The following is a 20,000-nucleotide window of genomic DNA, read 5'->3' as shown; positions in this document are numbered from 1 at the left end:
CAGGGCGTTTTTCTATGCGTATTGGCCATGGCTACGATGTGCACCGTTTCTGTGACGGTGATTTCATTACCCTGGGCGGGGTCCGTATCCCCCACAAACATGGCCTTCTGGCCCACTCCGACGGTGACGTGCTGCTGCACGCCCTCAGCGATGCCTTGCTCGGTGCCGCTGCGTTGGGTGACATTGGCAAGCACTTCCCCGATACCGACCCACAGTTCAAGGGCGCCGACAGCCGTGCGTTGTTGCGCCATGTGGTCGGCATCGTCCAGGGCAAGGGCTGGAAGGTGGGCAACGTCGACGCCACCATCGTCGCCCAGGCACCGAAAATGGCGCCGCACATCGAGACCATGCGCCAGTTGATCGCCGAGGACCTGCAGGTGGAACTCGACCAAGTCAACGTCAAGGCCACCACCACCGAGAAGCTGGGGTTCACCGGCCGTGAGGAGGGTATCGCCGTGCACGCGGTGGCCCTGCTGCTGCCAGCATGACCGAACTGGAACTGCTGGGCCCGCGCGCATCGGGCGAACCCCTGGGGACTGCGGTACTCAAGGCCGTGGCTGAAGACTTCCAGGTCGACGAGGTGCTGGACATTCCGTTGTCCGGCCAAGGTGAGCACCTGTGGCTGTGGGTTGAAAAACGCGACCTCAACACCGAAGAAGCCGCCCGCCGACTGGCTCGCGCCGCTGGCGTGCCGGCCCGTTCGATCAGCTATGCCGGGCTCAAGGACCGCCAGGCCCTGACCCGCCAGTGGTTCAGCCTGCACCTGCCCGGCAAGGCCGACCCCGACCTGTCGCGTGCCGAGGATGCCAGCCTGCGCGTGCTCAAACAGGTACGCCACCAGCGCAAGCTGCAGCGTGGCGCGCATTCGGCCAACGGCTTCACCCTCCGCCTGACCGGCCTTGCCGCCGATCATCAGGCGCTGGACGCGCGCCTGGAAGCGCTCAAGCAGCACGGTGTGCCGAACTACTTCGGCAGCCAGCGCTTCGGCCATGCTGGTGGCAATGTCCACGACGCGCTCGACTGGGCCGCACGCAAAGCCCTGCCCGAGCAGCGCAACGTGCGTTCGCGCCTGCTCTCGGCGGGGCGCAGCTACCTGTTCAACCAGATCCTCGCCGCCCGTGTTGCCGACGGTAGCTGGGCACGTGCGCAGGTCGGTGACCTCCTGGCATTCACCACTAGCCGTAGTTTCTTTCCTGCTACAGAGCAGGAATGTTCAGATCCGCGGCTGGATATTCTCGATCTGCATCCCACCGGTGCGTTGTGGGGCGAGGGCGAAACGCCCGCCGGGGGTGCCACTGGCGAGTTGGAAGCGGCAATTGCGGCACGGCAGCCGGCACTTTGCCATTGGCTGGCCCAAGCGGGCATGGATCACGAACGGCGCATTCTGCGGCTCCCTATTGGCGGCCTGACGTGGCATTATCCGGAGCCTGATATCCTGCAACTGGAATTCGTCCTTCCGGCCGGATGCTTCGCCACCGTAGTAGTGCGCGAAGTCGTGGATCTGGTGCCGGCAGGGCAGACGGACAGCCCATGCGTATTCTGATTTCGAACGACGACGGTGTTACCGCACCAGGCCTCGCCGCGCTGCATGCTGCGCTGGTGGATTACGCCGAGTGCGTGGTAATTGCCCCGGATCAAGACAAGAGCGGCGCCAGCAGTTCGCTGACGCTGGACCGGCCGCTGCATCCGCAGACCCTGGCCAACGGCTTCATCAGCCTCAACGGCACGCCGACCGACTGCGTGCACCTGGGGCTCAACGGGCTGTTGGCGCAGACGCCGGACATGGTGGTGTCGGGGATCAACCTGGGGGCCAACCTGGGCGACGACGTGCTGTATTCGGGCACGGTCGCCGCCGCGCTGGAAGGCCGCTTCCTGGGCAACACGTCGCTGGCGTTTTCGTTGCTGTCGCGCCAGCCCGACAACCTGCCCACCGCAGCCTACATCGCCCGGCGCCTGGTGGAGGCGCAGTCGCGCCTGCAGTTGCCGCCGCGTACCGTGCTCAACGTCAACATTCCCAACCTGCCGCTGGAGCATATCCGTGGCATCCAGCTCACCCGCCTCGGTCACCGGGCGCGGGCGGCGGCACCGACCAAGGTGGTCAACCCGCGCGGCAAGGAAGGTTACTGGATTGCCGTGGCTGGTGATGCGGAGGACGGTGGCCCTGGCACGGACTTCCACGCGGTGATGCAAGGCTACGTATCGATCACCCCGCTGCAACTCGACCGCACCTTCAACGATGCTTTCGAACAGCTCGACGGTTGGCTGGAGGGCCTGCTCTGATGCGCGAGGACGATATGCTGCGCCGGGGTATCGGCATGACCTCCCAGCGCACCCGGGAGCGGCTGATACAGCGCCTGTGCGAAGAGGGCGTGGCGAACACCAAGGTGCTCGACGCGATCCGCCGTACCCCGCGCCACCTGTTCGTCGACGAGGCATTGGCGCATCGCGCCTACGAAGACACCGCACTGCCTATCGGCCACAACCAGACCATCTCGCAGCCGTTCATGGTGGCGCACATGAGCGAGCTGCTGCTTGAAGCAGGGCCGCTGGACAAGGTGCTGGAGATCGGCACTGGCTCGGGTTACCAGACGGCGATACTTGCCCAACTGGTCGAGCGGGTGTTCTCGGTGGAGCGCATCAAGGTGCTGCAGGATCGCGCCAAGGAGCGCCTGGTGGAGCTGAACCTGCGTAACGTGGTGTTCCGCTGGGGGGATGGTTGCGAGGGCTGGCAGGCGCTGGCACCCTACAATGGCATCATCGTCACCGCAGTGGCGCCCGAAGTGCCACAAGCACTGCTCGACCAGTTGGCGCCAGGCGGGCGCATGGTGATTCCGGTGGGCCCGGCAGGCGAGGCGCAGCAGTTGATGCTGATCGTGCGCGAGGAACACGGGTTCTCCCGGCGTGTCCTCGGGGCCGTGCGCTTCGTGCCGTTGCTCAATGGCCCGCTGGCCTGAACCACGGAATATTTACGGCAGCGACGAATTCTTGCGCCATCGCCCTGTCTATCTGGCGGGGTGATCCGCTATGGCGCTGCCGGTAGCGGGCTTTTGCAGCCGCCCACCTAATGCAGGTGGGCTCGGTTATAATTGCAACAATATTGCATTTCTTATCGTTATTTCGGTATTCGGCACCATGAGGGGAGCGCGGGTGGGGCACACAGGCATTCGGCAGCGCAAGGATTGGGCGGGTTTCAAGCTTCTGGTGCTTGCACTGGCCATGGGCACCTTGCTGGCGGGTTGCTCCAGCACCAGCTCGACGAGTGCGCGGGTGGTCGACCGTAACAATGCAGCGCCCAAGCGGCCGACGGTGACCTCCGGGCAATACATCGTCAAGCCGGGCGATACGCTGTTCTCCATCGCCTTCCGTTACGGCTGGGACTACAAGGAGTTGGCTGCCCGTAACGGCATCCCGGCGCCTTATACCATTCGCCCCGGCCAGCCGATTCGATTCAGCAGCGGTTCCACGGGCAGCACCACGGTGGTGTCCAGCCCGTCGTCCTCGAGCAAGACCACGGTCATCCGTCGGCCTGTTGGCAGCGCCGGCAGCGCACCTGCCAGTACCACCAAGCCGGCAACCACGGCCCCGACAATCCCTGCGCCGGTGGTGGCAACCGTGCCGGCTGCAGAGCGTGCGGTAGGGGGCTGGACCTGGCCGGCCAACGGGGTGCTGATTGGAAAATTTGCTTCAAACGGTAGTTTGAATAAAGGCATTGATATCGCCGGTGATTTGGGACAGCCTGTTTTTGCTGCGTCTGGTGGTGCAGTGGTCTACGCCGGGAGTGGCTTGCGGGGCTACGGCGAGCTGATCATCATCAAGCACAGCGATACCTACGTCAGTGCCTACGGTCACAACCGCAGGCTTTTGGTTCGGGAGGGGCAGCAGGTCAAGGCTGGGCAGTCGATTGCTGAAATGGGGTCCACGGGCACTGATCGGGTGAAGCTGCATTTCGAGATTCGCCGCCAGGGCAAACCCGTCGATCCACTCCAGTTCCTGCCACGCCGTTGATTGTTGTACCCGGCCTGTTCCTGTGATGTAGAGGGGACAGGCTCCAGCGCTGCCAGGGATACAGGTGCCGCTCGAGTCTGAGTTCGAACTCAGCAAAGGACTATAACAATGGCTCTCAATAAAGAAGCGCCGGAGTTTGACATCGACGATGACGTCCTCCTAATGGAGACGGGCATCGTTTTGGAAACGGATGTGGTGTCAGACGAACCTGCTGTACCTTCGGTTCGGACCAGGGCCAAGTCCGGCTCTTCGCTCAAGCAGCACAAGTACATCGATTACACTCGGGCACTTGATGCTACCCAGTTGTACCTCAACGAAATCGGCTTCTCGCCTCTGCTGTCGCCGGAGGAGGAAGTGCATTTTGCGCGCCTGTCGCAAAAAGGCGACCCCGCCGGCCGCAAGCGCATGATCGAAAGCAACCTGCGCCTGGTTGTCAAAATTGCCCGTCGTTACGTGAATCGCGGCCTGTCGTTGCTCGACCTGATCGAGGAAGGCAACCTGGGGCTGATCCGCGCGGTCGAGAAGTTCGACCCGGAGCGTGGTTTCCGTTTCTCGACCTATGCGACCTGGTGGATTCGCCAGACCATCGAGCGGGCGATCATGAACCAGACCCGCACCATTCGCCTGCCGATCCATGTGGTCAAGGAACTCAACGTTTACCTGCGTGCCGCGCGGGAGCTGACCCAGAAGCTCGACCACGAGCCCTCGCCAGAAGAAATCGCCACCTTGCTGGAGAAGCCTGTCGCTGAGGTCAAGCGCATGCTGGGGCTCAATGAGCGGGTTTCTTCGGTGGACGTTTCCCTTGGCCCAGACTCGGACAAGACGCTGCTCGATACCCTCACCGATGACCGCCCGACCGACCCGTGTGAGCTGCTGCAGGATGACGACCTGTCGCAGAGCATCGATCAGTGGTTGGGAGAGCTGACCGACAAGCAGCGCGAGGTGGTAGTGCGTCGCTTTGGTCTGCGCGGGCACGAGAGCAGCACCTTGGAGGATGTTGGCCTGGAGATCGGCCTGACCCGTGAGCGTGTACGGCAGATCCAGGTAGAGGGGCTCAAGCGTCTGCGCGAGATCCTCGAGAAGAACGGTCTGTCCAGCGAGTCGTTGTTCCAGTAATACGCTGTTCGCAAGCACAAGACGCCCCGATAGTTCGGGGCGTTTTTGTATGCGCGTAACAGCACTGCTGCACCGTAGCTGCCAGCCGGCATTGTGTAATGCGCCACCCCAGTAACATTGCGTGTAAGCGATTGCTTACTTGTTGTGTAAGCAATCTATGCAACCATCAGTAAATCATTGTCGTTTTCAGATCCGGTTTAATCCCAACTCATTGAAAAACATGATTTATTTGGATGCGAGGAAATGTGTCCACGGCAATATCCTGTGAGGTTCTGCGGTTGTCTGCCCCCCTGAAATCGCTAGTATTCGAACTGTGCACACGGACATGCACAGGCTTTCAGGGAGAAGGCCAAGGACATCGCAAGAAGCGATTTCATCAGGACGATGTTTGGGACAATCAGGGACTACGGAAAAAAATGTGGGCGGGTCAAACCGCCCCTTTTTTTTGCCTGCTGAAAATGAAAAAAGGCCCGCATGGGCCTTTTTCGTTTCCGGGCGCTATCAGCGCTCCAGGTCTGCAATCTTGCCAGTCTTGCCATCCCACTCTTCAGCGTCGGGCAGGGCGTCCTTACGCTCGGTGATGTTTGGCCAGATTTCCGCCAGTTCGGCGTTCAGCTCGATGAAGTTCTCCATGCCCGATGGCACTTCGTCTTCCGAGAAGATGGCTTGCGCTGGGCATTCCGGCTCGCACAGTGCGCAGTCGATGCACTCGTCCGGGTGGATGACCAGGAAGTTCGGGCCTTCGTAGAAGCAGTCCACCGGACAGACTTCCACGCAGTCGGTGTATTTGCATTTGATGCAGTTGTCGGTGACGACGAAGGTCATTTCTAGTTCTCTCCTCAGGCGACGGCGGCGGCCCTTCCTCTCAGGGCCGCGCGGTTTACGGGTATGTGGCTGCAGGCCAGGCTAATAACCTGCAGCACCAGCAAACCGCGGCGGATTCTACCAGCTTGTAGTGGGCGCCGTTATAACAGGTTCTTTAGTTGATATAGCATTTCGATAGCTTGGCGCGGGGTCATGTCGTCCAGGTCCAGCTTGCCCAGCTTCTCGATGGCCGGGTGTGGCAGGCTGGCGAACAGATCGCTCTGATGCGGGACGTGTAGCGCGTCCTTGGCCTTTGTGCTGTGCGGCTGCTCGTGCGGCAGGCTCGCCGTTTCCAGGCGGCCCAGGTGCTCGCGGGCACGCTGGATCACGGCAGTGGGCACCCCGGCCAGTTGGGCCACGGCCAGGCCATAGCTTTGGCTGGCAGGGCCTGGCAGTACGTGGTGCAGGAAGACGATTCGCTCGTTGTGCTCGGTGGCATTCAAGTGCACGTTGGCCACCAGCGGTTCGCTCTCCGGTAGTACCGTGAGTTCGAAGTAGTGCGTGGCGAACAGCGTGTAGGCGCGTAGCTGGGCCAGACGCTCGGCGGCGGCCCAGGCCAGCGACAGGCCGTCGAAGGTGCTGGTGCCGCGGCCTACTTCGTCCATCAGCACCAGGCTGCGGTCGGTGGCGTTGTGCAGAATATTGGCGGTTTCACTCATCTCGACCATGAAGGTCGAGCGCCCGCCGGCCAGGTCATCACTGGAGCCGATACGGGTGAAGATACGGTCCACCAGCGACAGCTCGCACTGGGCTGCCGGTACGAAGCTTCCGATGTGCGCCATCAGCACGATCAGTGCGGTCTGGCGCATGTAGGTGGACTTACCGCCCATGTTCGGGCCGGTGATGATCAGCATGCGGGTGCTATTGTCCAGGCCCAGGTCGTTGGCCACGAACGGCGTGGTCAACACTTGCTCGACCACCGGATGCCGGCCCTGTTCGATGCGCAGGCACGGCTCGTCGACGAAGCGGGGGCAATTCAGGTCGAGGTTCAGTGCGCGCTCGGCGAGGTTGCTCAGCACGTCCAGCTCGGCCAGGGCGGCGGCGCTGTCCTGCAGCGGTGCCAGGTGGCTGATCAGGGTTTCGAGCAAGGCATCGTAGAGCATCTTCTCGCGGGCCAGGGCGCGGCTCTTGGCCGACAGTGCCTTGTCCTCGAACGCCTTGAGCTCCGGCGTGATGAAGCGCTCTGCGCCCTTGAGGGTCTGGCGGCGAATGTAGTCGCCCGGGGCCTGTTCGGCCTGCTTGGTCGGCAGTTCGATGAAGTAGCCGTGCACGCGGTTGTAGCCGACCTTTAGGTTGGCAAGGCCGGTACGGGCCTTCTCGCGGGCTTCCAGGTCGATCAGGAACTGGCCAGCGTTCTCGCTGATCGCCAGCAGCTCGTCCAGCTCATTGTCGTAGCCGGCCTTGAGCACGCCGCCGTCACGGATCACCGCCGGCGGGTTGTCGACCACTGCCCGCTCCAGCAGGCTGGCCAGCTCCGGGTAGGTGCCGGTGATGGCCGCCAGGCGCGCCAGGTGCGGGGCTTCCAGTTCGGCCATGGCGTTCTGCAGCTCGGGCAGGGCGCCGAGGGCATCACGCAGGCGGGCGAGGTCGCGTGGGCGGGCATTGCGCAGGCCGATACGGGCGAGGATCCGCTCGATATCGCCGATTTCCTTGAGCTGCGGCTGCAACTTTTCGAAGCGGTAGCCGTCGAGCAGGCAGCGGATAGAGTCCTGGCGCGCCTGCAGCACCTTGAGGTCACGCAGTGGGCGGTTCAGCCAGCGGCTCAGCAAGCGGCTGGCCATGGCGGTTTGGCAGCGGTCGATCACCGACTGCAGGGTGTTGTCGCGTCCGCCCGCCAGGTTGATGTCCAGCTCCAGGTTGCGGCGGCTGGCGCCGTCGAGGATCACCGTGTCGTCCAGGCGTTCGTGGCGCAGGCTGCGCAGGTGCGGCAGGGCAGTACGCTGGGTTTCCTTGGCGTAGGTCAGCAGGCAGCCGGCAGCGCCAATGGCCAGGGTCAGCTTGTCGCAGCCAAAGCCCTTGAGGTCTTTGGTTGCGAACTGCTGGCACAGCGCCTTGCGTGCCGAGTCGCGGTCGAAGTCCCAAGGCGCACGGCGGCGCGCGCCGGGGCGCTTCTCGGCGGGCAGGTCGCGCGGCCAGTCGTCGGGGATCAGCAGCTCGACCGGGTTGATGCGTTCGAGCTCGGCCAGCAGGTTTTCCCAGCCCTTGATCTCCTGCACGCTGAAGTTGCCACTGGTGATATCCAGCACCGCCAGGCCAAACAGGCGCTCATCGCCCAGCAGGGCGGCGATCAGGTTGTCGCGGCGCTCGTCGAGCAGCGCTTCGTCGCTGACCGTGCCGGGGGTGATGATGCGCACCACCTGGCGTTCCACCGGGCCCTTGCTGGTGGCAGGGTCGCCAATCTGCTCGCAGATCACCACCGATTCGCCGAGCTTGACCAGTTTGGCCAGGTAACCTTCGAGCGAATGGAAGGGAATGCCGCACATGGGGATGGACTGGCCCGCCGACTGACCGCGCGCGGTCAGCGTGATATCCAGCAGTTTCGCGGCTTTCTTCGCATCTTCGTAGAAGATCTCGTAAAAGTCGCCCATGCGGTAGAACATCAGCTGGTCCGGGTGCTGGTGCTTCAGCTTCCAGTACTGCTGCATCATCGGGGTGTGTGCGGAGAGATCAGACATTCAGGGCCTTACAGCGGGTGATCTGGTTGGCGATGGTAAACCGGCAATGGTACAGGCTTTTTCATCCAGATGCAGGCGGCTGCGGTAGGGCATGTGCGCGCAGTTCGGCGGGCAGTGATGGAGCTTCGCCGATTACTCCACTAGAATGCTCGGACTTTTTGCCTGCCCCAGCCGTGACGTAGATGAACCTGTCCAGCAGTGTCCCTTATGTAAAGCAACAGCTGATCTACCTCCTTTATGGTGAGCGCCGGATTTATCAGCTGGAGGCCAAGTTCAGCATCCTCACAGCCCTGGCTCGCTGCAAGCCGGCCGAGCTGCCGGTGATCCGTGTGCTGACCGACCAGCCGCAGGCCTTCGCAGGGTGGCCCGTCGAGGTGATCGCGCTGGATGAGCAGACGCTGCACGCCTGGACCGGGGACGGTGGCTACACGCATCGGCGCAAGGCCTGCGCCATTGCCTATGCCGGGCAATGGGCGGACAAGACGGTGTTCATCGATACCGACACGGTCTTCCTGCAAACGCCGCAGAAGCTGTTCAGCCAAGTAGATGTCGGGCAGTACCTGGTGGACGAAATCGAGATGAGCTGGGCCGAGGCGTCACGCAGTGACTACTACCGGGGCTTCACCACAGGGCTTGCCCGTGATGGCGCTGCGCCGGCCGCCGAGCTGCAGCTGTGCAACAGCGGCGTCATGGGCTTTACCCGTGACAACGCCGGTATCGCCGAGCGTGCGATCCAGCGTATCGATGCATGGACGCCCTACGCGCAAGCGTTGCACACCATCGAGCAGATCGCTTTCTCGTTCGAGTTGCACGGGGCGCAGATCAACCAGGCGCGTGGCGTGATCAGCCACTACTTTGCAATGAAGCAATACATCCACGCCATCCTCGAGATCTTCTTCGCCCGTCACGGTGAACACTTTGCTGCCAAGATGCCTGGCCTGGCCTTGAAGGTGCCGGCGCATCGCCCGGTGCCGTCCTGGCTCAACCGGCTATCGGTCAAGTGGAGCCTCAAGCGCGTGCCACCAGAGCTGCGCGGTATCGGCCGCAAGCTTCTTTATGGCAGTGTCATCGGCAGTGACGATTACCAGCGTGCTTGCAAGGTGATCTGGTGGCGTTCGGCGATCGAGGACATGCGCAAGCTGGGCGGCCTGGATTGGACCCAGGAGTGGCCAGCCGGGCTGCCTCGCCTTGGGCCGCGCGACGAGCTTGCGTTCAGTGCGATTGCCCGGGACAGCCTGAAGGTTTCCTGAGGCTGTACTGGTCATGGGGTGGTAGGGTAGTGCCCAGTCTTCAAGGAGCCTGACATGGACCCGATCACCACGCTTGCCGCCCGCCTGGGCGAACACCTGCGCCGCTTCAACGCCCAGGTGACCACCGCCGAATCCTGCACCGGCGGGGGCATCGCCGAGGCCATCACCCGCATTCCCGGCAGTTCGGCCTGGTTCGAAGCCGGCTACGTGACCTACTCCAATGCCCAGAAAACCCGCCAGCTGCGGGTGCCCGAGGCGCTGTTCGGCCAGGTGGGTGCGGTCAGCCAGGAAGTGGTCGAAGCCATGGCCCGGGGGGCGCAAGCCGCCAGCGGCGCACGGTTTGCGGTGGCGGTGAGCGGGGTGGCTGGGCCAGACGGTGGCTCGCCGGCCAAACCGGTGGGCACCGTGTGGCTGGCCTGGGCCGATGGCAGCCATGTCTTCAGCGAACGCCGCCAGTTTGACGGCGACCGCGATGCGGTGCGCCGACAAACGGTGATCGCCGCGCTAGACGGCTTGTTACAGCTTGGTGCCGAGTAAATCGACGACAGGGGTTTGCTCGCGCGCTTCGCTGTGGAATAATACTGGCTACTTATACAGGTATTCCGGCCATCAGGGCCAAGTCGAACACGTGAGGATTTCAATGGACGACAACAAGAAACGCGCCTTGGCTGCGGCCCTGGGTCAGATCGAACGCCAATTCGGCAAGGGCGCGGTCATGCGCATGGGCGACCACGAGCGCACTGGCATCCCGGCCATCTCCACCGGTTCCCTGGGCCTGGACATCGCCCTCGGTATCGGCGGCCTGCCAAAAGGCCGTATCGTCGAAATCTACGGCCCGGAGTCCTCGGGTAAAACCACCCTGACCCTGTCGGTCATTGCCGAAGCCCAGAAGAACGGCGCCACCTGCGCCTTCGTCGACGCCGAGCACGCCCTCGACCCGGAATACGCCGGCAAGCTGGGTGTCAACGTCGACGACCTGCTGGTTTCGCAGCCGGACACCGGCGAGCAGGCCCTGGAAATCACCGACATGCTGGTGCGTTCCAACGCGGTTGACGTGATCATCGTCGACTCCGTGGCTGCTCTGGTCCCCAAGGCCGAGATCGAAGGCGAGATGGGTGACATGCACGTGGGTCTGCAGGCCCGTCTGATGTCGCAGGCGCTGCGCAAGATCACCGGTAACATCAAGAACGCCAACTGCCTGGTCATCTTCATCAACCAGATCCGTATGAAGATCGGCGTGATGTTCGGCAGCCCGGAAACCACCACCGGTGGTAACGCCCTGAAGTTCTACGCCTCCGTGCGCCTGGACATCCGCCGTACCGGCGCGGTCAAGGAAGGCGACGAAGTGGTCGGCAGCGAAACCCGCGTCAAGATCGTCAAGAACAAGGTCTCGCCGCCGTTCCGTCAGGCCGAGTTCCAGATCCTCTACGGCAAGGGCATCTACCGCAACGGCGAGATCATCGACCTGGGTGTTTCTCAGGGGCTGGTGGAGAAATCCGGTGCCTGGTACGCCTACCAGGGCAACAAGATCGGCCAAGGTAAAGCCAACGCCGCCAAGTACCTGGCTGAGAACCCGGCCATTGGCGCCGAGATCGAGAAGCAGATCCGCGAGAAGCTGCTCAAGGCTGGTGCTGCCGCCGAAGCAGGCAAGGCTGCCGCAGTCGAGGCCAAGGCCGACGACGTGGCTGATGCCGAAGCCGGTTATTGATAGCGGTTGTAGATAGCCGATTATGTCCGCCGTACTCGACACCCCCGTCGCCATTCGGCGGACAGCCATGGACCTGCTCGCGCGACGTGAGCATGGTCGCGTCGAGCTGACGCGCAAGTTGCGTCAGCGCGGCGCTTCGGATGAGTTGATCGAGCCTGAGCTCGACCGGCTCGCCGAAGAAGGGCTGCTCAGCGAAGCCCGCTACCTCGAAAGCTTCATCCGGTATCGCTCCAATTCCGGCTATGGCCCTGCGCGTATACGCGAAGAGCTTGGCCAGCGCGGCCTGGCGCGTGGCGATATCGATAAGGCATTGCGTGAAAGCGGTGTGGACTGGGCGCAGCGGCTGATGGATGTCTGGCAGCGCAAGTTTGACGGCCAGCGCCCCCATGACCCCCGCAGCCGTGGCCAGCAGACCCGCTTTCTGGCCTACCGTGGTTTCTCCATGGAGATGATCAGCCGGTTGCTTAGTGGTCGCGACCTCGACGATTACTGAAACCTCACGGTTCCCTGTAGGAGCGGCCTTGCCGGGGCGCCGGACCGGTCGGAAAGGGCTGCGCAGCGGCCCCAGGTTCTGTGTCGTTGCAGAGGGGCCGCTACGCGCCCCTTTCCGACCGGTCCGGCGCCCCGGCAAGGCCGCTCCTACAGAGGCCGCGATATTCGCAGAGGCCGGTTTACCCCCACCCGGCGGTGGGTGGTTCAATTGACCTTCAACGCCTCCCTGGCCCGCTGGGTCGTGTGCATGGGCTGCGGCTTGGCCCAGTTCTCCGGCAGGTTGATGAAGTCCACCAGTTCGCGCAGCCGGCCCTGGTCGCGGCCGTTGAAGGCGAACGACAGCCGGGTCAGGTGGCTGAAGTTACCTACCTCATGCTCCGCGCCACTGTCGGCGTGCTGGTGGTACTTGCCACTCAGGCGCAAATCGGCGAAACCTTCCTGAATGTCGTACAGCGCAGCCTCGCTGAGCGGGTGATGCATGCGGATCACGAACTGGTTCTTCAGCCAGCGGCTGGAGTGGTAGTTGCTGTAGAACTGGTTGATTTCCTCCACCGCCTCATCGGCGCTGTGCACCAGGCGCACCAGCTTGAGGTCGCTGGGCAGGATGTAGCGGTTCTCTTCGAGCTGGCGGCTGATGAAGGCCAGGCAATCGCGCCAGAAGCTGCCACCGGGTGAGTCGAGCAACACCACCGGCACCAAAGGGCTCTTGCCGGTCTGGATCAGGGTGAGCACTTCGAGTGCTTCATCCAGCGTGCCGAACCCGCCCGGGCAGAGCACCAGGCCATCGGCTTCCTTGACGAAAAACAGCTTGCGAATGAAGAAGAAGTGGAAGGGCAACAGTTTGTCGGTGCCGTCCACCGTGGGGTTGGCATGCTGCTCGAAGGGCAGGGTGATGTTGAAGCCCAGGCTGTGTTCGCTGCCGGCCCCTTCGTGGGCTGCAGCCATGATGCCACCACCGGCGCCAGTAATGACCATCAGGTCGGAGCGGGCCAGGGTGGCGCCCAGCTCGCGGGCCAGGGCGTACATCGGGTGTTCCAGTGGCGTTCGGGCCGAGCCGAATACCGTCACCTTGCGTCGGCCCTTGTAGCGTTCCAGGGCGCGGAACGAGTGGTCCAGCTCGCGCAGCGCCTGCAGGGTGATCTTGGCACTCCAGCGATCGGTGTCGTCGTGGGCCATGCGCAGGATGGTCAGCATCATGTCGCGGTACAGGGGCAGGTTGGGGCTGTTCGGTGCAACGAGTTGCAGTTGTTCGTCGATCTTGCTCAGGTCGATGTTGTTGTCCCTGAAATGATTGAACAACAGCTCATTGGGTTGGTAAGGCATTCAACGTCTCCTTCTGCAGCAAAACCTCTGACCGGGTCGATGGGGTGTCCCGGCCGCGACACTGCATGCGTCGCTGGCTGCTGATGCTCGAGTGTGCAGTTCGAGCGTTGCAGTAGGCCTTCAAGGCCAGGGTGCAGTAGCAATCAATCCATCTCGTCGATTCGGGTGTACTCGATATCAATCTAGACCCTCGCGCCTGATCGTGCCGCAGTCATTGCAGCCGCCGCTGGTCGGCGCGCACCCAATGGCGCTGAGGGTTTGGTTAACTGGGGAAGCGAAACGTATCGATGCAGGAGGTGGCGGTATGCATCGCTTGATCATCGAGGTGGACCAGCAGCTCTATCAGCAGCTGGAAAATGCGGCGCAGGTGCACCACCTGAGCCTTGAGGCAGAGTGTCGTCGCAGGCTTTCGGAGCTGGAGTGCCAGTCACGCTACCTACAGGCGCTTCTGGCAGAATTGCGCGCCGATGCCGAAGAAGAGCAGTGGCGCGCGCCTGATGACCAGCGGGTGGTCTAGGTCATCGGTTTACTTCTTTTTGTTGCCCGCAACGCAGCTTGCTGCATCGAATGCCTGGTCCATGACTGGTTGGTTGGTCTTGTACACCGTGAAGCGATAGACCATCACAGCGCCCTTGGACATCAGGTTACGGTAACCGCTGTTACGGCAAACGCTGTCTCCCAGTTGGCTGCGGACTTGTTCCGGGTTGCCCTGCATGCGCTCGGCATGGCTTTGGCGCACGCTCAGGTGGTTGACCAGGGCCTTGCCTTCGACGGTGTAGCCTTGGTCGAGGATGTCTTCGTTGACGGCGCGGGGCGTGCCGACGCTGCTCTCTTTGGCGACCTTCTGCAGCATCTTGTTCAGATCGTAGTCCTGCTTGGACGCCGCCTGGGCCGCCAGGGGCAGGGTGAGCAAAAGGCTCAAGGTCGGGACGATAAGGCGCAGCATGTATCTCTCCTGGTTCATTGACTGGCGGTTTGACATGCGCCGGCAGGTGGCGTTCCCTGAGGGGCGCTTGACGGCTGGTCGGGTACGCCAAAGTGTCGATTATAAGGGCCCGGGCAGTCCCGCTGCACGGCAAATGACGCCCGCTCTGGTAGACTTGCGTTTTGAGTTTCCGAGCCCTCGCAGTGTCCCTCTTCAACCTTTCCAAAGGCCTGCCAGCATGAGCCACGCGGTAGCGCGCCTGCGCGCCGAACGCCTGGCCCGCAGCAACAAGCCGTTCATTGCCCGGGGTTCTCGGGCCGTCCGTTGCCCGCAATGCCGGGTCATTGCCAGCCATTGCCTGTGTGCCTGGAAGCCCCGGGTGCCGGCGGAGTCGGGTGTGTGCCTGCTGATGCACGACACCGAGCCACTCAAGCCGACCAACACCGGTTGGCTGATTGCCGACCTGGTCGAGGACACCTCGGCCTTCGGCTGGCAGCGCACTGCAGTCGATGACAACCTGCTGGCGCTGCTCGAACAGCCTCAATGGCAGCCCTATATCGTCTTCCCCGGCGAGTTCGTTGCCCAAGAGCGGGTAGTCAACCAGGTGGTGCGCGAGCCCGGTAAACGGCCGTTGTTCATACTGCTCGACGCCACTTGGACCGAGGCGCGCAAGATGTTTCGCAAGAGCCCGTACCTGGACCGTTTCCCGGTGCTGAGCCTTGAAGCCGAACAGATGTCGCGCTACCGCTTGCGCCGTTCCAAGCGTGACGACCACTTCTGCACGGCGGAAGTGGCCGCCATGTGCCTGGAGCTGGCTGGCGATCAGCGTGCCTCGCAGGCCCTGGACGCCTACCTGGACGTGTTCAGCCTGCACTACCTGAGCGCCAAGCGGCATTTGCCGCTGGACGAGCAGGACGATGCGCATCAGCGTTTGCATACCTTCCTATAGTCCAAGGGGCAGTGACGCCGGATTGGTTCATAATGACGGGGCTGGCAGCCAGGGTGGGCGAGGACGGCAGGGCAATTGTCTTGACCACCCCGACCGTGCTCGGCATCCTTGGCGCCGATTCGGGCACGCCGAAAATGCTGTTACCCCGGACTTTGCCGTGCCTTTCCGCCAAGCGCCCTGACTACCCCGCACGCGCCTGGCACAGAACAGGATCCTTAGATCGATGGCCACTTACGAAATCCTGATTGCCGATGACCACCCGCTGTTTCGTGGCGCCCTGCGCCAGGCTGTTACCCTGGGCCTTGGCGCCGATGTACGCCTGGTTGAAGTTGCGAGCATTGCCGAACTGGAAACCCGCCTGAGCGAGAAAGCCGACTGGGATTTGGTGCTGTTGGACCTCAACATGCCGGGCGCCTATGGCTTCTCCGGGCTGGTCCTGTTGCGTGGGCAATACCCGCAGATCCCCGTGGTGATGGTATCGGCGCAGGAAGAAGCAGCGGTTGTGGTCAAGTCGCGCGAATTTGGCGCCAGTGGCTTCATCCCCAAGTCCAGCCCGCTGGAAGTGATTCAGGACGCCGTGCGCAAGGTGCTGGACGGCGAGGTCTGGTGGCCACCGCAGGCGTTCGAGAAAGTCGACGTTTCGGCCGAGGCCAAGGCTGCCAGCGAAGGGCTGGCCAGCCTCACGCCGCAGCAGTTCCGCGTACTGACCATGGTTTGTGAAGGTTTGCTGAACAAGCAGATCGCCTACGAGCTCAGCGTCTCGGAGGCCACCATCAAGGCCCACGTGACGGCGATCTTCCGCAAGCTGGGCGTGCGTACTCGCACCCAGGCGGCCTTGTTGCTGCAACAACTTGAATCGGTTGCCAGCCACTAACTGGCTGCTTCTTCACGCTTTTTTGACCCACGCTGGATTAGTCTGCCGGCCTTTTATCGGTGAAGTGACGCACATGTCGCCATTCAAAGGCCAGACCGGCCTCAAACGCATCTTCAACGCCGCCGGCTATTCGCTGGACGGCTTGCGCGCCGCCTTCAAGGGCGAGGCCGCATTCCGCCAGCTGGTCCTGCTCAACGTACTGCTGATCCCGACGGCCTTCTGGCTGCCGGTCAGCCGCGCAGAGCGGGCGATCATGATCGCGGTGTGCCTGCTGGGCCTGATCGTCGAGCTGTTCAACTCGGCGGTGGAAGCCGCCATCGACCGTATTTCGCTTGAGCGCCACCCCTTGTCGAAAAACGCCAAGGACATGGGCAGCGCCGCGCAACTGGTGGCGCTGACCATGGTTGCCCTGGTCTGGGGTGTGATTCTGCTCTAGGCGATTGGTGGCAGCACGATCTCGTCACTGCGGGTAAAGCCCGCGGTGAAGTTGCGGCACAACTCAAGAAACTCGCGCATGGCCGACGTCTGGTACTTCTGCTTGTGCCAGATGAAATAGAACTGGCGCATCAAGTCCAGCTCCGGCGTTTCCACCGGTACCAGGCTGCCGCGGCGGAACGCATCGCGCAGGGCCAGGCGCGAGATGCAGCCGATGCCCAGGCCTGATTCCACCGCGCGCTTGATGGCCTCGGTATGTTCCAGCTCCAGGCGGATGTTGAGGTTGGCGCGATGATGGCGCATGGCCTGGTCAAAGGTCAGGCGTGTACCGGAGCCCTGCTCGCGAAGAATCCAGGCTTCCTGGGACAATGTCTGGATATCCGCGTGGCCTAGCGTCGCCAAGGGGTGTTGTGGCGCGCAGAACACTACCAGCTCGTCCTCGACCCAAGGCTGAACTTCAAGGTCAGGGTGGTTGCAATCGCCTTCGATCAGACCCAGATCAATTTCGTAGTGGGCGACCTGGTGCACGATATGCGCAGTGTTCTGCACGTGCAGCTTGACCTGGCTTTCCGGGTGCACCTGCATGAAGCTGCCGATCAGCAGGGTCGCCAGGTAGTTGCCGATGGTCAGTGTGGCGCCGACCGCCAGCGAACCGAAGGCGGACTTGCCATTGAGCAGGTCTTCGATTTCCTTGGCCTGGTCGAGCAGGGCCACGGCCTGCGGCAGCAGTTGATGGCCCAGGGCGTTGAGGCTCAGGCGTTTGCCGGCGCGATCGAACAGCTGACAGCTGGATTGGCGCTCAAGCTCGGTGATGGAGGTACTGGCAGCCGACTGCGACAGCGACAGCAGGCCGGCGGCTCTAGAGACGCTTTGATGCTGGGCCACGGCCACGAAGACTTGAAGCTGACGGAGTGTGAATCGCATATCTATATAACCGATAACACATATCTTGATAATTCAGTTAACAGATATTGTCGCTGCCCCTAAACTATCGCGCAACTGCGCGTTTTGCGCGCGCTGCGTCTTTCTTCAGGAGCCCCATCGATGAGCAACATGAACCACGAACGTGTCCTCAGTGTGCACCACTGGAACGACACTCTGTTCAGCTTCAAGTGCACCCGTGACCCGGGCCTGCGCTTCGAGAACGGTCAGTTCGTGATGATCGGCCTGCAGCAGGAAACCGGTCGCCCGCTCATGCGCGCCTATTCCATCGCCTCGCCGAACTGGGAAGAGCACCTGGAGTTCTTCAGCATCAAGGTGCCGGACGGCCCGCTGACTTCCCAGTTGCAGCACTTGAAGGAAGGCGACGAGATCATCATCAGCAAGAAGCCTACCGGTACCTTGGTCCTCGACGACCTGAACCCGGGCAAGCACCTCTACCTGCTGAGCACCGGCACTGGCCTGGCCCCTTTCATGAGCGTCATCCAGGACCCGGAAACCTACGAGCGCTTCGAGAAGGTGATCCTGGTTCACGGCGTGCGTTACGTGAACGAGGTGGCCTACCGCGAGTTCATCACCGAGCACCTGCCGCAGAACGAGTTCTTCGGTGAGTCGGTACGCGACAAGCTGATCTACTACCCGACCGTGACCCGCGAGCCGTTCGAGAACCAGGGCCGCCTGACCGACCTGATGCGCAGCGGCAAACTGTTCAGCGACATCGGCCTGCCGCCGATCAACCCGCAGGACGACCGCGCGATGATCTGCGGCAGCCCAAGCATGCTGGATGAGACCAGCGAAGTGCTGGACAGCTTCGGCCTGAAAGTCTCCGCCCGCATGCGCGAGCCGGGTGACTACCTGATCGAGCGTGCCTTCGTCGAGAAGTAAGGCGCAGGCTGGTACGAAAAAGGCGACCCTCGGGTCGCCTTTTTTATTGCTGCTGAGGGATGTGCTGTTTGTGGGGGGGGAAGGTCGCTGTGGGCTATTCGACGCGCGTCTCGCCGCTGTACACCAGAGTCTCCCGGCACCGCTTGCACAGGTACCGTCGCCCCTGGCGCACCAGCTTGTGCCGCTGTGCGGTAAACGGGAAATCACCTTGCGGGCACGGGCAGCGATAGATGTAGCGGGTTACCACGCGCCGTTGCACTTCATAGTTGTGGCAACGGTTGGGTGGCAGCTCATACACCCCACGCATGATCAGTTGCCACTCTTCGCCATGGGCCTGGATGCGCTCGCCAAACAGCTGGTGAGCCACAAGGTGCGCCACCTCGTGGGCAACAGTCTGGCGCAGGAAGTCTTCGTGGTTCTCGCGGTACAGCTGCAGGTTGAAGCGCAGCAGGTTCTCGTGCAGGTGGGCAACGCCGGCCTTCTGGCCGCGCAGTTTGAAGCTGACTTCCGGGCGCGGGAAGGGGCGTTTGAAGAAGGTTTCGGCTTGCTGGTAACAGGTTTCGACGCGTTGTCTGAGCAGCTCTGGCATGGCGGGGTAATTCTCCTTGCCCGGCATTATGCCGCAAGCCTTGGCGGCTTGCCGAGCCACCGGTCAGCGCACAGCCAGAGGCCGCCTTGCGGCGGCCTCTGGTTGATGCCCCAGTGTTGGTTGGATCTCGTTGGGTTGCTCTAGTTGGTGTAGACGGGCCCCACGCCCAGTCCCCAGATGATCACGGTCGCGGCCATGATCGCCACCAGTACCACAAGGCCTACCGCCAGCACCGAGCTGGAAAACAGGAAGCCTTCATCGGATGGAATGTTCATGAACGTCGGCAAGCCGACATACAACAGGTACACGGTGTAGCAGATGGCTGCAGTGCCGAGCAGCATGCCCAGCCACAGGTGCGGGTAGAGCGCCGCCAGGCCGCCGAGGAACAACGGCGTGGCGGTGTAGGTGGCGAAGGCAATGCACTGCGCCATGGACGGGTTGGCATCGTAGGTGCGCGCCATCCAGTGGATGAACGCGCCCATTACCGCCACCCCGGCGAGCATCGCCAGGTAGGACATGATGCTCATCCAGATGGCGCTTTCCATGGTCAGCATCACTGCCGGCCGGTCGCCAATCACCCAGCCGACCTGGGTGGTACCGATGAATGCGGAAACGGCAGGGATCGCCGCCAGGATCAAGGTGTGCGTCAGGTACATGTGGCTGATGGATTCTTCTTCGCCACGAATTTCCCGCCATTCCTGATCGGGATGGGTAAACAGCCCCACAACGTGATGAATCATGCCGATCACTCCTCTCAATGTTGCCAAACGCCCCCCAGATGGAGCGCAAGCGGCCCGAGGCCCGAACACCAATGCAAGCGGTAATGTGGCCTTATGTCGCAGTATAGGAAGCCGTTACCTGCACAAACCGCGCTTTTTAGAGCAAATTGCGCTGTAAGACCGCCTGCTGATTACCTTGAAGTCTTTATCGGAATGCCTACAGCGCCGCGCGGTTTGTGCGTAAAATAGCCG

The 20,000-nt window shown here is 62.4% G+C and carries 22 protein-coding genes; 15 read left to right on the top strand and 7 right to left on the bottom strand.

The features are described from left to right. Positions 1 to 14: 14 nt before the first annotated feature. The 6 genes from ispF (at position 15) to rpoS (ending at position 5,121) form a co-directional block, all read left to right on the top strand. Positions 15 to 488 (top strand): 2-C-methyl-D-erythritol 2,4-cyclodiphosphate synthase, encoded by a 474-nt coding sequence (gene ispF, locus PC358_RS15065; RefSeq protein WP_033700858.1) that lies wholly within the window; start codon positions 15 to 17, stop codon positions 486 to 488. After that, positions 485 to 1,543, top strand: a complete 1,059-nt coding sequence (gene truD, locus PC358_RS15060) for a tRNA pseudouridine(13) synthase TruD (protein ID WP_033700857.1) — start codon at positions 485 to 487, stop codon at positions 1,541 to 1,543. Before ispF ends, truD begins: the two co-directional genes overlap by 4 nt. Beyond that, complete coding sequence (surE, locus tag PC358_RS15055; RefSeq protein WP_033700856.1) at positions 1,531 to 2,280, top strand: 5'/3'-nucleotidase SurE; 750 nt, start codon at positions 1,531 to 1,533, stop codon at positions 2,278 to 2,280. Before truD ends, surE begins: the two co-directional genes overlap by 13 nt. Before the next feature lie 35 nt (positions 2,281 to 2,315). After that, complete coding sequence (locus tag PC358_RS15050) at positions 2,316 to 2,954, top strand: protein-L-isoaspartate(D-aspartate) O-methyltransferase (protein WP_162181156.1); 639 nt, start codon at positions 2,316 to 2,318, stop codon at positions 2,952 to 2,954. A gap of 193 nt (positions 2,955 to 3,147) precedes the next feature. After that, positions 3,148 to 4,005, top strand: coding sequence for a peptidoglycan DD-metalloendopeptidase family protein (locus PC358_RS15045; RefSeq protein ID WP_033700854.1), 858 nt, complete (start codon positions 3,148 to 3,150; stop codon positions 4,003 to 4,005). A 108-nt stretch (positions 4,006 to 4,113) separates the two neighbouring features. After that, positions 4,114 to 5,121: an RNA polymerase sigma factor RpoS gene (gene rpoS, locus PC358_RS15040; protein ID WP_033700853.1), complete on the top strand. Its 1,008-nt coding sequence runs from the start codon at positions 4,114 to 4,116 to the stop codon at positions 5,119 to 5,121. A 501-nt stretch (positions 5,122 to 5,622) separates the two neighbouring features. On the opposite strand, the gene fdxA is transcribed toward rpoS, so the two are convergent. Further along, positions 5,623 to 5,946, bottom strand: coding sequence for a ferredoxin FdxA (gene fdxA / locus PC358_RS15035; RefSeq protein WP_027595821.1), 324 nt, complete (start codon positions 5,944 to 5,946; stop codon positions 5,623 to 5,625). A gap of 140 nt (positions 5,947 to 6,086) precedes the next feature. Continuing rightward, a complete protein-coding gene (gene mutS / locus PC358_RS15030) occupies positions 6,087 to 8,660 on the bottom strand; it encodes a DNA mismatch repair protein MutS (RefSeq protein WP_033700852.1) in 2,574 nt (857 codons plus the stop codon). A 182-nt stretch (positions 8,661 to 8,842) separates the two neighbouring features. Here mutS and PC358_RS15025 point away from each other — a divergent pair, with 182 nt between their 5' ends. From PC358_RS15025 to recX, 4 genes are all read left to right on the top strand, one after another. Beyond that, a complete protein-coding gene (locus tag PC358_RS15025; RefSeq protein ID WP_033700851.1) occupies positions 8,843 to 9,910 on the top strand; it encodes a hypothetical protein in 1,068 nt (355 codons plus the stop codon). A gap of 54 nt (positions 9,911 to 9,964) precedes the next feature. Beyond that, entirely contained in the window at positions 9,965 to 10,447 is a 483-nt protein-coding gene (locus tag PC358_RS15020; RefSeq protein WP_033700850.1) for a CinA family protein, read from the top strand. A gap of 103 nt (positions 10,448 to 10,550) precedes the next feature. Next, positions 10,551 to 11,618, top strand: a complete 1,068-nt coding sequence (recA, locus tag PC358_RS15015; protein WP_033700849.1) for a recombinase RecA — start codon at positions 10,551 to 10,553, stop codon at positions 11,616 to 11,618. A gap of 22 nt (positions 11,619 to 11,640) precedes the next feature. Next, on the top strand, positions 11,641 to 12,111 hold the full coding sequence (gene recX, locus PC358_RS15010; RefSeq protein ID WP_033700848.1) for a recombination regulator RecX: 471 nt from the start codon (positions 11,641 to 11,643) through the stop codon (positions 12,109 to 12,111). 203 nt (positions 12,112 to 12,314) lie between these two features. Here recX and PC358_RS15005 read toward each other — a convergent pair whose 3' ends face one another. Beyond that, positions 12,315 to 13,433 (bottom strand): LOG family protein, encoded by a 1,119-nt coding sequence (locus tag PC358_RS15005; protein ID WP_033700846.1) that lies wholly within the window; start codon positions 13,431 to 13,433, stop codon positions 12,315 to 12,317. Positions 13,434 to 13,737: 304 nt separating this feature from the next. On the opposite strand from PC358_RS15005, the gene PC358_RS15000 reads away from it, so the two are divergent. After that, entirely contained in the window at positions 13,738 to 13,950 is a 213-nt protein-coding gene (locus PC358_RS15000; RefSeq protein ID WP_033700845.1) for a hypothetical protein, read from the top strand. Between the two features lie 9 nt (positions 13,951 to 13,959). On the opposite strand, the gene PC358_RS14995 is transcribed toward PC358_RS15000, so the two are convergent. Then, entirely contained in the window at positions 13,960 to 14,379 is a 420-nt protein-coding gene (locus tag PC358_RS14995; RefSeq protein ID WP_033700844.1) for a quorum-sensing-regulated virulence factor family protein, read from the bottom strand. Between the two features lie 217 nt (positions 14,380 to 14,596). On the opposite strand from PC358_RS14995, the gene PC358_RS14990 reads away from it, so the two are divergent. The 3 genes from PC358_RS14990 to PC358_RS14980 all read left to right on the top strand — a co-directional run bounded on the left by PC358_RS14990 (position 14,597) and on the right by PC358_RS14980 (position 16,617). Beyond that, the gene (locus tag PC358_RS14990; RefSeq protein ID WP_033700842.1) at positions 14,597 to 15,307 is read left to right on the top strand and encodes a tRNA-uridine aminocarboxypropyltransferase; all 711 of its coding nucleotides are present in this window, start codon (positions 14,597 to 14,599) and stop codon (positions 15,305 to 15,307) included. Between the two features lie 223 nt (positions 15,308 to 15,530). Beyond that, positions 15,531 to 16,181 (top strand): response regulator transcription factor ErdR, encoded by a 651-nt coding sequence (gene erdR / locus PC358_RS14985; RefSeq protein WP_027595831.1) that lies wholly within the window; start codon positions 15,531 to 15,533, stop codon positions 16,179 to 16,181. 73 nt (positions 16,182 to 16,254) lie between these two features. Then, positions 16,255 to 16,617 carry a diacylglycerol kinase gene (locus PC358_RS14980; RefSeq protein ID WP_027595832.1) on the top strand — a complete coding sequence of 121 codons (363 nt, stop codon included), beginning with the start codon at positions 16,255 to 16,257 and terminating at the stop codon, positions 16,615 to 16,617. Here the strand turns inward: PC358_RS14980 and finR are convergent. Next, positions 16,614 to 17,540 carry a LysR family transcriptional regulator FinR gene (finR, locus tag PC358_RS14975; RefSeq protein ID WP_033700841.1) on the bottom strand — a complete coding sequence of 309 codons (927 nt, stop codon included), beginning with the start codon at positions 17,538 to 17,540 and terminating at the stop codon, positions 16,614 to 16,616. The two genes, PC358_RS14980 and finR, sit on opposite strands and share 4 nt — an antisense overlap. Before the next feature lie 120 nt (positions 17,541 to 17,660). Here finR and fpr point away from each other — a divergent pair, with 120 nt between their 5' ends. Then, positions 17,661 to 18,440, top strand: coding sequence for a ferredoxin-NADP reductase (fpr, locus tag PC358_RS14970; protein WP_033700840.1), 780 nt, complete (start codon positions 17,661 to 17,663; stop codon positions 18,438 to 18,440). A gap of 94 nt (positions 18,441 to 18,534) precedes the next feature. Here fpr and PC358_RS14965 read toward each other — a convergent pair whose 3' ends face one another. Together PC358_RS14965 and PC358_RS14960 are read right to left on the bottom strand one after the other, a co-directional pair. Then, on the bottom strand, positions 18,535 to 19,029 hold the full coding sequence (locus PC358_RS14965) for a SprT family zinc-dependent metalloprotease (RefSeq protein ID WP_033700839.1): 495 nt from the start codon (positions 19,027 to 19,029) through the stop codon (positions 18,535 to 18,537). A 140-nt stretch (positions 19,030 to 19,169) separates the two neighbouring features. Beyond that, positions 19,170 to 19,769: a Yip1 family protein gene (locus PC358_RS14960; RefSeq protein ID WP_033700838.1), complete on the bottom strand. Its 600-nt coding sequence runs from the start codon at positions 19,767 to 19,769 to the stop codon at positions 19,170 to 19,172. Positions 19,770 to 20,000 lie beyond the last annotated feature (231 nt).

Source organism: Pseudomonas capeferrum (genome assembly GCF_000731675.1).
In the GTDB taxonomy this organism is placed as follows: Bacteria; Pseudomonadota; Gammaproteobacteria; order Pseudomonadales; family Pseudomonadaceae; genus Aquipseudomonas; species Aquipseudomonas capeferrum.
Note: the sequence above shows the minus strand (reverse complement) of the source record. Positions and strands in the feature narration are given on the sequence as shown.

Bases quoted from the DNA above. Each gene is read 5' to 3' on its own strand.
- rpoS (WP_033700853.1), top strand. From the start codon at position 4,114: ATGGCTCTCAATAAAGAAGCGCCGGAGTTTGACATCGACGATGACGTC.
- finR (WP_033700841.1), bottom strand. From the start codon at position 17,540: ATGCGATTCACACTCCGTCAGCTTCAAGTCTTCGTGGCCGTGGCCCAG.
- PC358_RS14980 (WP_027595832.1), top strand. From the start codon at position 16,255: ATGTCGCCATTCAAAGGCCAGACCGGCCTCAAACGCATCTTCAACGCC.
- surE (WP_033700856.1), top strand. From the start codon at position 1,531: ATGCGTATTCTGATTTCGAACGACGACGGTGTTACCGCACCAGGCCTC.
- mutS (WP_033700852.1), bottom strand. From the start codon at position 8,660: ATGTCTGATCTCTCCGCACACACCCCGATGATGCAGCAGTACTGGAAG.
- PC358_RS15025 (WP_033700851.1), top strand. From the start codon at position 8,843: ATGAACCTGTCCAGCAGTGTCCCTTATGTAAAGCAACAGCTGATCTAC.
- recA (WP_033700849.1), top strand. From the start codon at position 10,551: ATGGACGACAACAAGAAACGCGCCTTGGCTGCGGCCCTGGGTCAGATC.
- PC358_RS15020 (WP_033700850.1), top strand. From the start codon at position 9,965: ATGGACCCGATCACCACGCTTGCCGCCCGCCTGGGCGAACACCTGCGC.
- PC358_RS15050 (WP_162181156.1), top strand. From the start codon at position 2,316: ATGACCTCCCAGCGCACCCGGGAGCGGCTGATACAGCGCCTGTGCGAA.
- fpr (WP_033700840.1), top strand. From the start codon at position 17,661: ATGAGCAACATGAACCACGAACGTGTCCTCAGTGTGCACCACTGGAAC.
- PC358_RS14960 (WP_033700838.1), bottom strand. From the start codon at position 19,769: ATGATTCATCACGTTGTGGGGCTGTTTACCCATCCCGATCAGGAATGG.
- PC358_RS15005 (WP_033700846.1), bottom strand. From the start codon at position 13,433: ATGCCTTACCAACCCAATGAGCTGTTGTTCAATCATTTCAGGGACAAC.
- PC358_RS15000 (WP_033700845.1), top strand. From the start codon at position 13,738: ATGCATCGCTTGATCATCGAGGTGGACCAGCAGCTCTATCAGCAGCTG.
- PC358_RS14990 (WP_033700842.1), top strand. From the start codon at position 14,597: ATGAGCCACGCGGTAGCGCGCCTGCGCGCCGAACGCCTGGCCCGCAGC.
- PC358_RS14995 (WP_033700844.1), bottom strand. From the start codon at position 14,379: ATGCTGCGCCTTATCGTCCCGACCTTGAGCCTTTTGCTCACCCTGCCC.
- truD (WP_033700857.1), top strand. From the start codon at position 485: ATGACCGAACTGGAACTGCTGGGCCCGCGCGCATCGGGCGAACCCCTG.
- recX (WP_033700848.1), top strand. From the start codon at position 11,641: ATGTCCGCCGTACTCGACACCCCCGTCGCCATTCGGCGGACAGCCATG.
- fdxA (WP_027595821.1), bottom strand. From the start codon at position 5,946: ATGACCTTCGTCGTCACCGACAACTGCATCAAATGCAAATACACCGAC.
- PC358_RS14965 (WP_033700839.1), bottom strand. From the start codon at position 19,029: ATGCCAGAGCTGCTCAGACAACGCGTCGAAACCTGTTACCAGCAAGCC.
- ispF (WP_033700858.1), top strand. From the start codon at position 15: ATGCGTATTGGCCATGGCTACGATGTGCACCGTTTCTGTGACGGTGAT.
- erdR (WP_027595831.1), top strand. From the start codon at position 15,531: ATGGCCACTTACGAAATCCTGATTGCCGATGACCACCCGCTGTTTCGT.